Source organism: Flavobacterium sp. FPG59 (assembly GCF_002150205.1).
GTDB lineage: Bacteria > Bacteroidota > Bacteroidia > Flavobacteriales > Flavobacteriaceae > Flavobacterium.
This window is the reverse complement of sequence record NZ_MTCA01000053.1, coordinates 1-17,966: the sequence shown is the minus strand read 5'-3', so window position 1 is coordinate 17,966 and position 17,966 is coordinate 1. Positions and strand designations below refer to the sequence as shown.

The 17,966-nt window shown below is 34.4% G+C and carries 6 protein-coding genes; 5 read left to right on the top strand and 1 reads right to left on the bottom strand.

From position 1 onward, the window contains the following. Positions 1-569: 569 nt before the first annotated feature. Positions 570-1,037 carry a hypothetical protein gene (locus FPG59_RS07160; protein WP_140344605.1) on the bottom strand — a complete coding sequence of 156 codons (468 nt, stop codon included), beginning with the start codon at positions 1,035-1,037 and terminating at the stop codon, positions 570-572. Positions 1,038-1,513: 476 nt separating this feature from the next. On the opposite strand from FPG59_RS07160, the gene FPG59_RS07155 reads away from it, so the two are divergent. From FPG59_RS07155 to FPG59_RS07135, 5 genes are all read left to right on the top strand, one after another. Beyond that, positions 1,514-2,578 carry a helix-turn-helix transcriptional regulator gene (locus FPG59_RS07155; RefSeq protein ID WP_086453938.1) on the top strand — a complete coding sequence of 355 codons (1,065 nt, stop codon included), beginning with the start codon at positions 1,514-1,516 and terminating at the stop codon, positions 2,576-2,578. A 707-nt stretch (positions 2,579-3,285) separates the two neighbouring features. After that, positions 3,286-4,218, top strand: a complete 933-nt coding sequence (locus FPG59_RS07150; RefSeq protein ID WP_086453937.1) for a tail fiber protein — start codon at positions 3,286-3,288, stop codon at positions 4,216-4,218. A gap of 9 nt (positions 4,219-4,227) precedes the next feature. Next, entirely contained in the window at positions 4,228-13,005 is an 8,778-nt protein-coding gene (locus tag FPG59_RS07145) for a LamG-like jellyroll fold domain-containing protein (RefSeq protein WP_254906663.1), read from the top strand. A 73-nt stretch (positions 13,006-13,078) separates the two neighbouring features. Continuing rightward, positions 13,079-16,708 carry a cadherin domain-containing protein gene (locus FPG59_RS07140; RefSeq protein WP_217875845.1) on the top strand — a complete coding sequence of 1,210 codons (3,630 nt, stop codon included), beginning with the start codon at positions 13,079-13,081 and terminating at the stop codon, positions 16,706-16,708. A 60-nt stretch (positions 16,709-16,768) separates the two neighbouring features. After that, positions 16,769-17,644 (top strand): type IX secretion system membrane protein PorP/SprF, encoded by an 876-nt coding sequence (locus FPG59_RS07135; protein WP_086453935.1) that lies wholly within the window; start codon positions 16,769-16,771, stop codon positions 17,642-17,644. Positions 17,645-17,966: the final 322 nt, after the last annotated feature.

The window sequence follows — 17,966 nt, the reverse complement described above, 5'->3', positions numbered from 1 at the left end:
CATTTATTTAGTATTTTATTTAGTAATCAATTCCTTTTTTTTTTCATAACGTATTATAATAATAGTCAAAAACACCCCCTCTGGTGCTCGTTTACAACGAGTACTTACTGACTTAATTAACGAAAACAAAGCGTTTGCAACGCTGCTCTATAAAAGTAATAACTGCAAAAATTGAACATATACGGCACAAAAGATCGCCTATTTTTCAAATATAATTGTTTGCGCACTAAATAAAAAATTATGTTTGTTTCTTAATTAACTGGGGGCATAATTAGAGATATTTGGACAGTAGATCAAAGTTTCTCAGAACGTTTTTTTAAAATAATTTAAGTGGCTGGAACAAATCTCCCAGTTGTCCGCTGTCTTTGATTAAGTTTTTTTAAATACTTCGATAAACTGTGTTCAGAATTAAAGGGGAAAAATCAAAAGTTAAAATTCCAAGTCCGAATAAATAGGATTTCATGTCGGATAACTTTTAAGAGATTAGAGATTATCAAGAAATTAAAAAAATTGCGCAAAGTCAAAGACGTTTGCGCAATTTTTCTTTAGTAGACTTCGTAGCGTGTAAATTATTTGGCAATCAAAGGAAATAGCCGAGGAATCTTGCGAATTATAGCAGCTTCAAAGTGTTTTTGAATATGTTTATCTAGATTGTATGAGTGAAGAGATGTCAAAATAATTATTTGTCCGCTTTTGCATTTTATATTTACATAGTGATAATCTTCGAATGGGAAGGAGCTTGTAGCAGAATCTTTTAATCTGTTAGGAGTTGCAAAAATAAAAATTGATTCTATTTCAGTGTTATCATATATTGTTTTCTCTTGACCGTATATTGCAACTATAGAATCTACCTCAATGCTGTACCAAATTCTACTATTACTGTTTATAAAATAATTTACGTGAATAACTAGAACAGGTAAAATAAAAATAATAATATACGGAAACATCAAGTAAACTATAGTTTCGATATCGGAAAGTCCAATTACATAAAACAAAAAAGCAAGATAAGCCACAGAAAGAACTATTAAATGCTTCATGGACTCAATTTGACTAATATAATTTATTTTTAATTTCATCCTTTGAACTTTATCTTTGAGCATTTGCACAAGCAAAATTAACATTTTTTATAAATTGATTAAAACTACCCACTCCAAATCTACCCATCACTTATAGCTGTCATAGTTCCTTAAAAGTCTCAGGTATGGCGGCTTGAAAAGCAGTGTTGGTATTCTGCCCAAAACAAAAAACGACAACTTATTTAAGGATATAGTTTAATTTTGTTTTGTATGGTAGCGCTTATGGGCACGAGCTAAAGCCATCGAGCTAACCTCTCTAGTAATTTCTATCAATCTGTATCTTATATTTAGTTTTAATAGTTATTTTTTAAAAAAAATGTAAAAATGGAATTGCAATATTCACAAAAAAAAAGTTATTTTCGTACGCTACTTTAATTTTATCCCACACTAAAGGAGGATAAGACTAATAAAATAAAGTTTTTCAATTGTTATATGGTATGAATTTAAAAAAGTGGTTCCAATTTATTAAGCCTAATTTTAAGTTCTATCAGGACGGTTTTTTCGAATTCCCATTTGTGGCAAACACGCCCGAATTATTCATAGAGTCTACTATAAAAAGCCCCGGTAGCAAACATATTGCACAGGAGCAATTAGTAGTACGGAATAATCTTTTTATAAAGGGGTCAATGCGTTATCGGAAAATTGATGAAGGTTTATGGCTAACAATAACCGATATAGAATTTAAACACGATAGCGTAATCAAATCAGTCTATGCGCCAAATATTCCTAGTGAGCATTATTCAATAACATTTTCAGTTTTTAGTAGCGAAGTGCAATTGAATAATGTCTTTATCAATAAAATGCCTTTCCAAAATAAATTTTGGGCTTTTAAAAAACCAGGAGTTGATGTAGGTGCTTGTTTTTACAAGGGTTCTAAATGCTTGTTTTATATCTATTACGTAAGTCCAAGTTGGATTCAAGATCATATTCCGCTTGATCAATTGGATAGCATGCTTCCTTTTAAAAAGTTTTTAGATTCAGATAAAGGTTTTGTGTCTTATCAAGATATTGTACCTAATGCTGTAGAATTGTCTCAAGAAATTTTAGATACGTATAAAACGTTTAATTCGAATGTTTTAAATAAAACAATTTTGAAAGCACAATCCTTGAGCTTATTAACTTCTTTTTTTAATAATGTTTTTGCAGATAATCGAGCAGATGATTACCAAGAAAATGGAATTGTTGATTATAAAAAAATAGCAAAATGTGAATTGCTGATTAGTACAAATTTATCTAAACCTTTTATTGGGATAGATGCGTTGGCTGAGAAGCTCCGTATCTCGAATTCAAAATTAAAAACAGACTTCAAGTCGGTTTATGGAATTTCGATTCTGCAATATAATATAGATAAAAAAATGGAACTGGCTTTGCAACTGCTTGAAAATTCGAGTATGCAAATCAAACAAATTGCGCTAGAAGTAGGGTATGACAGTCACAGTAAATTTAGCGCTGCTTTCAAAAAAAAGTATGACAAAATACCTTCTGATTTACGTCTAAAATAATCAACTTCTAACTTTTATTTCAAAACCTATCCCAAAAAAGTGTCCTAATGGGCTACGCGTTTCATGATCGTGTCGTGTAAATTTGTTCACTTCTTTAATGTGGTTTAAAGAAAATAAATCAGTAGAGCTGTACAGTTATCTATTTGTTTTAATTTTCTGTAAAACAATATGATTTTGGTTCATCATCTTTATAATTAGATTATCAAATATACTTTACTGGTGTATGAACCTGTTTAATCGATAGCTATATTCATCTACTTATCTTTCGATATTCTGTTCCTGCATCCATGAAAATGATAGGAGTTCTAATTTTCTTTTAAACTTAATTTCTTGTATTTCCTATCTCAAGTCTACTATTTGAAATTTAAAATAGTACTCCCAACTTATAAGAGGCTAAAATAATTTTTACTTGGAAATTTTCAGGAAAATATACTCAAAATGGAATAATCGTGCTTTTTTACCCAAAAGATATTGGGTATTTGTCAAAATAAAATCTGCAAATTTTGGTGCTTTAAACGTGCGGATTTAAGGTTGTTAACAGAAATTTTTGTTAAAAAATGTCCGAATGGGCTATCGATTTGTCCGAATGGGCTAGTGGTATTCAATAAAAAGGAATTATTTTCGCGCCTTAATTTAATTTTTCACCTTCACAAAGGGGCAATAAAACGCAATACAACTAATAAAAATAAACTTAAAATCAATTCGTTATGAGAACAAAATTACTTTCATTTTTAATGTTACTTACAGTAGCAATCAATTACGGTCAATCATCTGCAAATGTGGCTGGAATTGCTATTCAAGGAATTGCAAGAGACAATAATAACACTGCAAGAACTAGTGCAACTATAAGTTTGACATTTCGTATTTATTACGGCTCAAATGTTGTTATTTATGAAGTTACTAGAACAGTTACTACAGATGCTTTTGGTGTTTTTTCAGCAGTTTTGGAACCAGGAGAAACTAATAATATAGTGATAGCCAATACGCAGGCCTATCTAAGAATTTCAGAAGGTTCAACTACCATTTCTGATGAAAAATTAAAACAAGTGCCTTATGCCATTGCGGCTAGTAATGGTGTACCAACAGGTTCTATTATGCCCTTTGTTGGGACTACTGCACCAGTAGGGTGGGTAATGTGTGATGGATCTGCCTTACCTGCAGATGCTTTGGGTGGAGCTCCCTTACGAGCGCTTGTTGGGGATTATGCTCCAGATTTACGAGGGATCTTTTTAAGAGGTGCAGGTCAAAACGGTAATGGTACTAATGCCGCAGAAATACAACCAAATACTTTAAAAGCTGTTCAAAGTTCTGATAATAAAAGTCATAATCATACAGGGAATACTAGTAATGCTGGTAATCATTATCATAATATGTTTACTCGTCAAGATAGTGGTAGTGGTCAAACTACTATTGGTTATCTCGCAACAACTGATCAATTATACAAAGTTTCACCAAGGAGGGATGGAAATGGAGATTGGAATGGTGAATTAATGTATTCACCTAATCAAACAAACGATGTAATAGATAGAGGTAGAACATCAACTAATGGAGATCACAACCACAGCTTTACTACTGCTAACTCAGGTACTACAGAATCTCGCCCAATAAATTACGGTGTGAACTACATCATTAAATTATAAGTTATAATTATGAAAAAAATAATTATAGCTTTATTCCTAGGGCTCATCGCCACAGGACTGAGAGCACAAAATACCGAAGGGGCTAAAATAGTTCCCGTCTCTCAGGCAATACAAAAAAACGGGTTTACCATTCAGGTAGGACTTCCTTATTTAGGGCAAAATCAAAGTGCAGCTACCCGTCCAACAAAACCTGCGGATCTACGTTTTCCGTGGGGTGTATTGTATTTGTTTCCTACTTTTACAGAAGATTCTTTTGATGTTTCCAAAGGATATTTTGGAGACAAAATATTAATTAGTTGGGACCTGAGAAGTAATTTTGAAAAAATTAGTAGTATTAAAATCTACAAAAGAGAATACAATCTAGCACAAGACAAACCCTATCAATTTGTAGGTAGTGTTGCGCCTAGTGTAACCCAATACGAGGATCGTTATGCTGAGGGTAATGTATTGTTTCAATATAAAATTGTAGCCGAAGGCGTAAGTAGCATAGAAAGTTTATACAATACCTACATCACTGGTTTTGGATATCGAAATCCTACGGCTATTGTAACCGGAAATGTTAGTTACAAAGGGGGTAATCCTGTAAAGGATGTAATTGTAATGGCTAATTCGGCAGGAACAAGCGTCAATCAAGGGAGTTCCTTGTTGATCCCTGCTGCATCAAGTTTGAATATCGAAAATACAAACAAAGCAATTACTACTGCGGTAACCTACCAAGCTTGGGTAAAACCCAAAACGCCTTACACGGATGATGCAGGAAGTGCAATAAAGTTGTTTCAACTGAAGAGTGTAGACAACAACACCATTGAAGCATCGGTAAAATTAAAAGCAAGTACCAAGAAGCTAGAAGTAACCATTGGAGGTAGTGTATATGTTCTTGAAAATTATTATCCGTCTGGCGATATTAATGGTAGAGGTGATGATGTACTGATTCCGGTTACAAATTTCAATACTAACTTTGTTCATTTTTCGGTTATCATGAAGGATGGTGTAGTGCCTACTTTATTGATTAATGGTAGAGCCATAACAACATCATACAAAGATCTTGTTGACTCTAAACTCAAAGGAATTGATGTAGCCTATACGGCACCTTATTTTAATGTAAGCGTTCCAACGGCAACCAATACTTTAAAAATTAGTGGAGCTGATACACAATGGAAAAATGTGTATGCCGGTGGTGGAAAAGATGCTTTTCTGGATGAAATTAGAGTCTGGAAAGCTGGATTAGAAACACAACAAATTCGCACCGATTATTCTCGTTACATCAGTGGTAACGATTCTCGATTGGTAGCGTATTTAAGAGCCAATGAAAAAGTAGGTCAATTTGCTTATGATTTATCTAGAGATGGATTCAATTATAACAAAAACCACGGAAAATTAGGCAACTCGGGTACCGAAGTTACATGGTCAAGTGGTTCAGGTGATTTTCCAACCACGAGTCAACTAGGCGTTCTTGGGGTTACGGATGTAAATGGAAACTATGAGATAAGTTCTATACCTTACTCAGGTACGGGTGAATCTTTTACCATAACACCTTTATACGGACAGCATAAATTTGAACCAGGACAACAATTGGTGTTTTTAGGTCAAGGTTCTGAGGTGGTTAATAAAATTAGTTTTATTGATAATTCTTCTTTCAGTTTCAAAGGAACAATAATGTATGACACAAGAGACGTATTTACTCCGATTTCTAGTACAACTAAACCAACATCTATTTTAGACGAGGGCTATAATTCTTATTCTTTAACTGGATCTCCAAATTTAAGTAAAGGGCAATATTGGCTAAGTAAAAATGGGGAAAATTTAGAACAATATGCCAGGATTTATACCGCAGGTGCTAATGTGTATATCGATGGAAACATTGTTTTGGATGCCAATAGTATACCAGTAGTTTCTGATGATTCCGGCTATTTTGATATCAGTGTCCCTATTGGAAATCACTATATTACCGTAAAAAAAGACGGTCATGAGTTTACCTACAACGGACGATTCCCTGCAACATCAGGATCAACCAAAGAATTTTTTGAAGATTCAAACGAAGCAGTTGTGTTTGTTGATAATACCCGCGTTACCGTAATAGGGAAAGTGGTTGGTGGATCAGTTGAGGCAGCTAAAGATGCTGGTTTTGGAGAGGATGGCCTTAAAACGCTATCAATAACAGACGCGAGTGGCAATTCTAAAACAATTGACGTTAGTACTCGAAACAATATTGGAGTAGCTTCATTTACTTTAGGATACAAACCCCTAGGAGGTGATGTGACACCGTCTACTATGGCTGAATTCAAAACTAATCTAACTTCGGGAGAATATCGTGTGTCGCTTTTGCCGTTGCAATATGAATTGCGAGCAGCAAATTTAACGATTCCTGAAAATACTGATATTGCATTGATAAAAGCGGGAACAACTGAAACGCTTAATTTCTCGAAAGTAGTAGCAACTACTAAACCTATTTTTACCTACACAGACAATAAAACCGAAAAAACTTTGGAGGGTAAACCCTATCATTACGAAAAAAGTTTTGTGTTCAGGTCTACTCCGATACTGAAAGTAATAGAGCAAACTTCGGATAAAAAAATAGTAGTCGATGGTACTAACATAGAGACTACAAATTTTAAAATTGAAGACCCAAATAATTCAGCGGCTAAAATCGGAGTAAAAGTTTATTCGCAATTTAGTCCTTATTCTATTGTGTTAAGTCGTTTTGAAAGCTATACGAATCAAGATAGTAAGCCTTTTGTAGAAGTACAAGTTCCCGTTAGTGATGGGGAATTGATTGTAAATAATAATTTGGCTTTAATCAACTCAGAAACGGTGGTTGTAGATCCAAATGACGCAAGTAAATTGACTTATAGTTTCAAAGCAGGACTGCCATCAGTTGCACCGCCGTTTAAAATTAGTAGTAGTTTAAAATACCGAATTAATGAGAAGGATTATGGTGTTGTAGATTATGAACCGCTTGGGATTATTTTAGGAGGTAAGTCAGATGGTAGCCAAACATTTGTAACAGCGGCACCAGACATTCCAGAGATCGTTTTAAGAGACCCTCCGGGTTCTAATAGTTTTGCATCTATTGAAAAGGGAGAGAGTATTTCTTTTACTACAGAAAGTTCTTTGGCAAATTCTGCAGGCATATCAACTGAATTTAAAGTTTTGCTTGGGCCAATATTTAAAGCCGGTGGAGGAATCGTTGGTCCTATAATTGAAGCAGAGAGCACGAACAATGTTAATCTTGGAATTGGGTTAACGCAGTCCTCAACTGATGGAAAAAGTTTAACTAAAACCTATACTTTTAATCAAACTATTTCTACTAGTGATGATCCTGATTATGTAGGTTCAATGGGGGATTTGTACATAGGGAACTCTAAAAATCAATTTTATGGTTCTTTTGATGATGTAAAGCCATCTAAAACAAAACCTACGAAAACTGTTAATGGGAAGAAGGTAGAATTAGCAGATAGTGAATACATTAATTTAGGAACTACTGAAGCACCATTATATATCAGCAAGCAAAAAGCAGTTTATTTTGTTGACGAGCCATCAGAAACCTTTTTTATCTATTCCCAAAAATACATTTTGGAGACTTTAATTCCAGAATACGTTTTGTTTACTGATAATATAAGAGCTGGAACTTTAAAAGAGGGAAAAGATGGTACTTTAACCATAGCGCAATATGATGAAAGAATTCGTTTGTGGAAAAAATTAATTTTGGACAATGAGTTAAATAAATATTTGGCCAAAAATAATCGTACAGCTTATAAAGCTAAAGTATCTAGTGTGCTTAGTGATTTTAACAGTTCAATCAACAGTGAAATCAATAGTGGGGGAGCAGGACCTGTAGCGATTACAAATCTTAAGAATAAATTAGCTGAATCTAAAAAAACGAGTGAACTATTGGATAAATATTTCCAAAAAAACATCTCTTTTGACTCTGGTGTAGGCGAATATACTCAGAGTGTTGAAACTAGTATTGTTGCGTCTTCTTCTTTAGCTTATAATCTAACAATAGATGAAAGTTTAGGGCTAGAAATCGGTGTTAGTTTAAATGGAATTGGATTTAATAATTCTACAAAAGCTGTTTTTCAACAAGATATTAATTCCGCACTTACAGAAGAATCAACTCAAACAACAACCATTAATTATACCTTAAAAGATAATGATCAAGCTAATTATTTGAGTGTAGATGTTGTTAATGCCTTTGATGGAAATGGTCCAATTTTTATCACGCAAGGAGGTAGAACATCTTGTCCATATGAAGGAGCAGAAGAATCTTTGTTCTATTGCAATGGCGTGTTTAAAGATTACGTTGCTAAAACTATTGATGTTGACAAGAGGATTGCAGACAATCAAAGTGCAATAAATGCTAAGCAAAGTGAAATAGATAAAAATAGAAGTAATGATCCTGCTTCTCTGGCTAAAAAAGCGTTAAATATAGGGGAATTAAATGTATTAATACAGAGTAGACAAACTTTAGTAGAAGAAAAAACAAAGTATGATACAGCCTTTTCAAGCTTTTCAAGTACTACATCTAATTGTACAGATGGTAATGCAATAGCACAGTTGAGCTACGCTACTCAAAAAGTGGAAGTACCTGTTTTGAAAGTGACTGTTGCTGACATTAGTAATGTAACCGAAGGTAGAAATGCAGAGTATGAATTGATATTAGAAAATCAAAGTGCTGCTGGTATTGATGCTGATTACAGATTGGTGGTTGATAATACAACAAACCCGGATAATGCAATCATCAACATCGAGCCTAATGGAACAATTGTTCGTGTGCCTTATGGAAAAGCAATTACCTACAAGTTGACGTTGGGTAAATCTATTTCGGATGTATACGATTATAAGAATATAAAAATTAGATTAGAATCGCTTTGCGATGGGGAAGACGTAAGTTCAGAAGTTGCTATTTCTGCGAGTTTTGTTCCATCTTGTTCGATTGTTCTTGTAAATGCACCTTTGGAAAACTGGGTGTATAATAGAGAAGTAGCTTATAATACCGATGGATCTACTAAACCGTTACAAGTAAAATTGAATGGCTATAGTACTAAATTTAAGAGTTTTAAAAAGATCGATCTAGAATATCGATTGGCAACAGCTTCTAACTGGACACGCTTACAAACCTATTATGGAACACAGGGGTTTTATGATGCAGCAGTTAAGGCGGAAGAAAAAAGTATTCAATTAATCGGTTCAGATGTGGTTTTAAACTACGCATTTGATATTGCTGCCGATAAATTAATTGATGGAAAATATGAAATTCGTGCTAGAAGTACTTGTACAAATGATACCGAATTCATTTCTGATATTACAACTGGTAGAGTCGATTTGAATTCGCCTTTACGTTTTGGAACTCCATTGCCTATCAATGGAATTCTAGGAGCAGGCGAAGATTTGAAAGTGTTTTTTAACGAACCTATTTTCTATAATTCGGCAGTTTCTAATATTGAAATAAAAGGGCAGACGAATCAACTAGAAATTGATCACAATGTGTCCTTACGATTTGATGGTGCTACTAATGAAGCCGTAATCAATAGTCCAAGAATTACAACAGGAGATTTAGCTTTTGAATTCTGGATGAAAAATATTACTACTGCAACAGCAGCGACAATTATAGCCCAAAAAGATGGGGTTAATATCAAATTAGAAAATGGTTCAGTTTATTTTGAATTGGGTGGTTTAACTGCTAATGGAGGTGTTGCCAATGATGGATTGTTTCATCATTATACCTTTACTCATAAAAACAATACTGGAACGCTTCGTATCTATCAAGATGATAAAGAAATTGGAGCTAGTACAGGTGTAAGCAATGTACAATTTTCGAACAACAATGCGTTAACTATTGGTGGTAATACATTTGTGGGGAACATGCACGACTTACGCCTTTGGACTAAAGACATCAATTTAGATGAGGCTTACGCCAAAATGTACGCAAAACTTATAGGTAATGAAGCCAATCTAGTTGGATATTGGCCTATGGATGAAGGTAGAGGAACTCTAGCTAACGACAAAGCAAGATTCAAACATGCTATTGTTAAAGAAGCATGGGATATTAAGCCAAAAGGAACTTCGTATGAGTTTGCAAACGGTCAAAATTTAAAATTAGACAAAGTTGGCTCTGTGCAGTTAACTAAAGAGATGGACGCTACGGTTTCTTTCTGGATGAAAACGGGTGTTTCACAAGAAGCAACTTTGTTCTCAAACGGAAAAGGTGATGGTACCGATCTAAAACAATCCAATGGTTTTAGTAATAAATGGGCAATCAACTTGAAAGCTACAGGTAAATTGACCTTGGAGACTGAGGGTAATTCGTATGAATTAGCAAGTCAAAATATGGCCGACAATACTTGGCATCACGTCACATTACTGTTTAACAGATTAGGTTCGTTACGTACGTATGTAGATGCTGTTGCAGTTTCTTCAAATCCAATGGTAAATATTGGTGGTTTCTCTGGAAACAAAGTTTGGTTAGGAGCACGTGGAACCACTGATCTTGTAGGTATCGAGACAGTAGATCGTGCCTATACAGGTAAACTAGATGAAGTTCAGTTATGGAACACCTTACGTAACGTGGAGCAAATCACTCGTGACCGATATAATGAAGTTAGCCCAGAAAGTATCGGATTGATGCTTTATGCTAGAATGAACGAGCCAGATCCAAAAACGGCTAATGGCCCTCGTTATTATCATGTAGATAAAGGGCAGGCTGGTTTTCCAGACAATGCTGTTTTAAGTAGCGGTGCTGTTAAATATTCAGATGATGTAGCTCCAATTAAGCCAGAGCGAACGTTAATCAAATTTCAAGTAAACAATGTGGTCAATCAAGATCAAATGATTTTAGAACCAGTGGTAACAGACTGGGCTTCATTAGAAGGTCAGATTATTGATATTACAGTTGATAGAATGTTTGATAGTGCAAATAATATGCAACAATCGCCTATTACGTGGACTGCTTATGTAAAACGCAACGAAGTGAGTTGGTTTGCAGAAGGTTATAATGATATTGTTGATATTGTTAAGAAGACAGGTGAAGAAAAATCTTTTGAAATTACTATATTGAATAAAGGAGGAAAAGGGCAGCCATTTGCTATTAATAATCTACCTAAATGGTTGACTTTAAGCAAAACATCTGGTACGATTTCACCTGCTAGTAAGGTGGTAATTATTGCTACTATTGATAAGGACTTGACTCCAGGAGAATATCTAGAAAACCTGTATTTAAAAACAGATTTTGGATACGATGAAAAAATGCAAATTAAGCTTAGAGTACTCGGTCAAGAACCAGTTTGGACAGTTAAACCGACCGATTATAAGTACAGTATGAATATTGTAGGTCGAATTAAAATAGACGGAAAATTTTCTGAGGACAGTTACGATAAAATAGCTGCATTTTCAAATGGAGTGGTTAGAGGATCAACAAAGTTAGTTTACAATGCTGCCTATAAAGAATATTTTGTATTCTTGACAGTATATAGTAATTCTACTAGTGGTGAGAATATCGACTTTAAAATATGGGATGCTTCTCAAGGAGCAATTCTAATAGCAAACATGAATACGAAAGCTTCAATTCCGTTTGAAGAAAATGGAATTCTAGGAAAACTTAGTTCGCCTGTTATTTTTGAAAACTCTGCAGTTGTAGAGCAAAAAATCAATCTTAATTCGGGTTGGACTTGGTTGTCGTTGAATGTGAATGATCCTAATTTTGCTAATCTTAATGTATTGACTAGTGCATTGAAATTAGAAACTTCTGATCGTATGTTGATCAATTCGCCAGCACGTTTGGAAACCTACTTTAAGAATGAAGCAATACCGGCTAATAGTGGTTGGTCTGGAACTATTTCGGCTAATGGTGGTTTAACTAATTCTAAAATGGTAAAAGTATACTTAACGCATGAGCAACCTTTGACTATTAAAGGAACTGCCATTGATGTTAATAATTGGAGTTTCTCAATGCAAGAAAAATGGAACTGGCTTCCGTATACTTTAGGAGGAAACCAGCAAATAAATGAAGCTCTAGCCTATTTTGAAGCAGCAGATGGGGATGTGATTAAATCACAAAACTTGTTTGCAATTTACGATCCGCTTATTGGATGGAATGGAACCCTTACTTACTTAGAATCTGGTAAAGGTTACATGGTGAAATCTACGAAAGCACAAACGTTTAAATATCCAAGTTATTTAGCAAGTACGAGTAAAATCAAAACGGCTAAAAAGTTGGACAATGCAAATGACGTTAGTCAAGAACCAATTAGAGCAGAGTTTAAGCAATATGCAGACAACATGAATGCTGTGGTTTTATTACCTGCAGGATACAATGAATTATTTGTTTATGATGCTCAAGGTGTCTTAAAAGGGTCAGCTACTAATCAATCTGTAAATGATAGTAAACTGAGTTTTATAACGGTTTATGGCGATACTACTGAAGAGCTAGCTTTTTACATTGGTAACGGAGTAAGTACTAAGAAAACATCGAAGAAATTTACTTTCAAAGGAAACGATGTACTAGGGACAATTTCGAAACCAATCATGTTGGAAGAGATGACAGAGGGTGTTAGTGTCTACCCAAGTCCATTTGATAATGAAATAACTATAAGAGCGAACGCAGTTCAAGATCAAAATATTAGTATCACACTGTATTCATTATCTGGTAAAGTAGTACTAGATGTTAAACAAAATGTTGTCAAAGGGGAAAATGTATTGAAAATCCAACCAACCGTTGCATCTGGTGTTTATGTACTTCAAATTAATATAAATGGAGGAATTATCACTCATAAAGTGATGAAGAACTAGTATTAAATGAATTTAGATGCCAAGACACCATTTTAGGTGTTTTGGCAATTTAAATCAATTTAAAATTTAAACTATGAAAAATTTTATATACAGTACTATTGTACTGTTTCTAGTGAGTTTTAGCACTTTTGGTCAGTCTCCGTCTTGGACTTTGAATGAAAATAATTTTCAATACACAATGACTTTTGTTGGATCTTTAAATATTGATGGAGTTCGATTAGCTAATGTTAATGATAAAGTAGCTGCATTTGTAAATGGAGAATGTCGCGGTGTAACTAATTTGATTTATGTGGCTACCGAAAACAAGTATTATGCTTATCTGACTGTTTTTGCGGATACAAATAATGAAACGATAAGTTTTAAAATGTATGATTCGGAAAAAAACGTTGTTAAAGATGTTTTTAAAACAGCAATTTTTACATCCAATGCTAATTTTGGAAATCTGTCTCAAACGTATATTTTTTCAAACAATGCTTTACGTCAAGGTGCAGATCTTTTAGATGTTGGTTTTGTTGGCGTGACTCGCAATGACATAACCATTGTAGGTAATAAAGTAACAGTGTTTCTTAATCCAGGACAAACGGTAACAGCACTAAATACTACTTTTACAAGTAGCCCTGGGGCTACCGTCTATATTGGAAATGTGCAACAAACTTCGGGTTCAAATAGTTTGGATTTTAGCAATCCGGTTGTTTTTAAAGTCTATTCTGAAGATCTAAATGTGGTTAAGGAATGGACCGTTGCTGTGCAAATGCCCACCTATCCTGTAACCTTACCGACTGTTTTTACTTTGTCAAAATTAACGATAAACGAAAATCAAGCTGTTGGGACTGTAGTAGGCGATTTTAATGTACTGATAGAAGATAGAGCCGTTTCGGATCTTTCGCTTGTTGCTGGTGATGGAGGTTTTGATAATTCTTCATTTGAAATCATAGGAAATAAACTAGTAGTGAAAAACATCTTCGACTTTGAAACGAAAAGTATTTATAAAATTCGTGTTCAAGGGATAAGTAATCGTAAAGAAGTTGTCGAGAAAATTTTTGAAATAACGGTTCTAGATGATAAATTACCAACGGTTTTTACTTTGTCTAAATCAACTATTGATGAGAACCAAGCTGTTGGAACTGTTGTAGGAGACTTTACAGTCGCTAAGGAAGATAGAACTGCTTTTACCTTGACATTAGTTGACGGTGCAGGTGGTGAGGATAATTCTTCATTCGAAATCGCAGGAAATAGTTTGAAGGTGAAGAGCATTTTTGACTTCGAAGCAAAAAGTATTTACAAAGTTCGCGTGCAAGCAGTGAGCAATCGTGGAGATGTTTTAGAGCAAAATTTTACGATCACGGTACTAGATGATAAATTACCAACGGTTTTTACTTTATCTAAATCAACTATTGATGAGAACCAAGCTGTTGGAACTGTTGTAGGAGACTTTACAGTCGCTAAGGAAGATAGAACTGCATTTACCTTATCATTAGTTGACGGTGCAGGCGGTGAGGATAATTCTTCATTCGAAATCACAGGAAATAGTTTGAAGGTGAAGAGCATTTTTGACTTCGAGGCAAAAAGTATTTACAAAGTTCGCGTTCAAGCAGTGAGCAATCGTGGAGATGTTTTAGAGCAAAATTTTACGATCACGGTACTAGATGATAAATTACCAACGGTTTTTACTTTATCTAAATCAACTATTGATGAGAACCAAGCTGTTGGAACTGTTGTAGGAGACTTTACAGTCGCTAAGGAAGATAGAACTGCATTTACCTTATCATTAGTTGACGGAGTAGGTGGTGAGGATAATTCTTCATTTGAAATCACAGGAAATAGTTTGAAGGTGAAGAGCATTTTTGACTTCGAAGCAAAAAGTATTTACAAAGTTCGCGTTCAAGCAGTGAGCAGTCGTGGAGATGTTTTAGAGCAAGCTTTCACGTTAACAGTATTAGACGATAAATTACCGACGGTTTTTACTTTATCTAAATCAACTATTGATGAGAACAAACCCGTAGGAACTGTTGTAGGAGATTTTACAGTGGCTAAGGAAGATAGAACTGCATTTACCATATCATTAGTTGACGGAGTAGGTGGTGAGGATAATTCTTCATTCGAAATCGCAGGAAATAGTTTGAAGGTGAAGAATATTTTTGACTTCGAAACTAAAAATATTTATAAAATTCGCGTTCAAGCAGTGAGCAGTCGTGGAGATGTTTTAGAGCAAAATTTTACGATAACAGTTCTAGATGATAAATTACCTACGGTTTTTACGTTATCTAAATTAACCATTGACGAAAATCAACCAGTTGCAACTGTAGTTGGAGACTTTACGGTTGTTAGGGAAGATAGAAATGCATTTGTATTAACTTTTATCGAAGGTGTGGGTGCAGATGATAATGCTTCTTTTGAAATTATTGGCAATAGCCTGAAGGTGAAAAGTATTTTTGATTTCGAATCAAAAAGTACTTACAAAATTCGTGTTCAAGCGGCAAGTAGTCGTGGAGATGTTTTAGAGCAATCTTTTACGATCACAGTACTAGATGATAAATTACCAACTATTTTTAGTTTGTCAAAAGTGAATATTGACGAGAACCAAGTTGTTGCTTCTGTAGTGGGCGATTTTACGGTGATTAAGGAAAATCGTACTGTATTTGCCTTGTCATTAGTTGATGGTGTAGGCGGAGAGGATAATGCCTCATTCGAAATTACAGGAAATAGCATGAAGTCTAAAGAAATGTTTGACTTTGAAACTAAAAACAGTTACAAAATTCGTATTAAAGCACAAAATACCTTGGGTGAAGTACTGTTTGCTAACTATGTAATTACTATCAATGACATCAATGACACCCCTGTTTTAATCACAATAAGTAATGATAAAATCAATGAAAATCAACCTGCAGGTACTGTCATAGGAACATTAAAGACAAAGGATCAAGATAAGGATTCTAGTATCTATCGTTTTTCTATAAGCGGTTCTGATTATTTGAACTTTGATCTTGTAGGTGATCAGTTGGTGTTAAAGAAAAGTTTGGATTTCGAAAAGCAAAAAGTTTTTCAATTTGAGCTTATTAGTAATGATCAAAGAGGTGGTGAAGTAAAGGAGAAAATGACTATTTATGCCCTAGACGTAAACGAAAATCCAGTAATCACTAAAAATGTTGGATCAAATGCAGTAAACTTTGTGTTAGCAGGTTTGTCTAATAATGCTATTGAAGTTGGCAAAGTAGAAGCAACAGATGTGGATGCAAATAGCGTCCTAAGTTGGGAAATAAGCCCGGGTCAGCAAGTTCCTTTTACCATTACTAAAGACGGAATTATAAGCTTTGATGGTACAATTGATCCTAACAACAAAACGAGCTATAGTTTTACCGTTAAAGTAACAGATAATGGAACTCCTAAACTGTCTGATTCCATTACTGTAAACGTAACTATTGAGTTTACAGTTAATGATACTTTGATGTACAACAATTTGGTTTCGCCAAATGGAGATGGTCTCAATGATCGATTACTCATTAATAATATACAATTGTACAGTAATTATGTTTTGGCTATTTATAATTCTAAAGGTCAAATGGTTTTCAGTACGAGCAATTATAAAAATGACTGGACGGGTAATGGCTTAGCAGAAGGAGAGTATTATTTATATTTTACAGGAAAGGACCCAAGCAACAAAGAGCGTGTTTACAAAGAGCTTGTTAGGCTGGTTTACAATTAGTGTAACATCTTCAAATTACCATAAGTTAAACTTTGTAAATGATCAATAATTAAAAAATAAATGAAATATTTAGCAAAAAATATAGTGTACAGTGTAGTTCTTGTCTTGTTCATTATCTCTTCGGGTAAGGCGCAGTACCAATTAAACAATCGCTTGATTCAGCAAAATAAGTTGGGTGTCAATGTTGCCTATGCTGGTGAGCTTGATAAAATGCGCATGTCACTCGTAGCAGGATCAACTCCAAACAAAGTAGAAGATGCTAATACACTCAATTGGCAGCAACTAACCCTTGATTTGCCACTGGGCAGTAAGTTATCAACAGCAACGGTATTTACTAAAATAACTGCGGGTAGTTTTTCGCAAATGCAAGTTAAACAAGCCTTCGCTTATCGGGTTGATTTATCCGAAAACCAAACGTTATCCGTTGGTTTTGGACTGAGTTTTAATCAGCAAAATATCGATTTCAAAACTGGCTTTACGCCAAATAGTTTCGTGGATTTAAATGATCCTTATTTGTCTGGAGAGAGTTTCTATGAAAACAAACTGGGCTTAGAACTTGGTTTTGTGTACAAGTTTAAAAACTTTCAATTCTCAGTAGCGCTTCCTTCTTTAGGCAAAGAAAAACCGTATAACAATGAAGTCACAGCCTACACAGAGTACAAGTTTAAAGTAGGTAAAGAGCTTGATCTTGTTCCGTCCATTTTGTATGCACAAACACAAAGTAATCGATATGAACTAACCAATAGTTTGAATTTGAATTACCAAAAAAGAGGTTGGCTACAGGTTGGTTATGTAGATAATGGCCAGATTAATATGGGCTTTGGATTGAATATAAAAGGGCTTGGAGTTGGTTACAATTTCGGCTATGTTCAGCAAGACAAAGTCAGTGCCATTTTTGGAAACAGCCATCAATTTGGCCTTTTCTTTAATTTATAATCAATATGACCGTAACTGGCTTCGATATTTAGTCAAGAAGTTTTTAAAACCGTAAATTCGCAAATGATTTCATTTTTTTGAGATTCTATTTGTGAATTTTTGGTTTTTTTTTTGGATTTATTTATTTTGTGGACATGCTAACTTAGCCATCACAGAAAGTTAAGAAATAACTCCTATGGTGCTCGTTTGCAACGAGTACCTACTTACTTAATTAACGAAAACTAAGCGTTTGCAATGCGGCTCTATAAAAGTAATAACCATAAAAATTGAACATATACGGCACAAAAGACTGCTTAATTTTCAAATATAATTAGCCATTGAA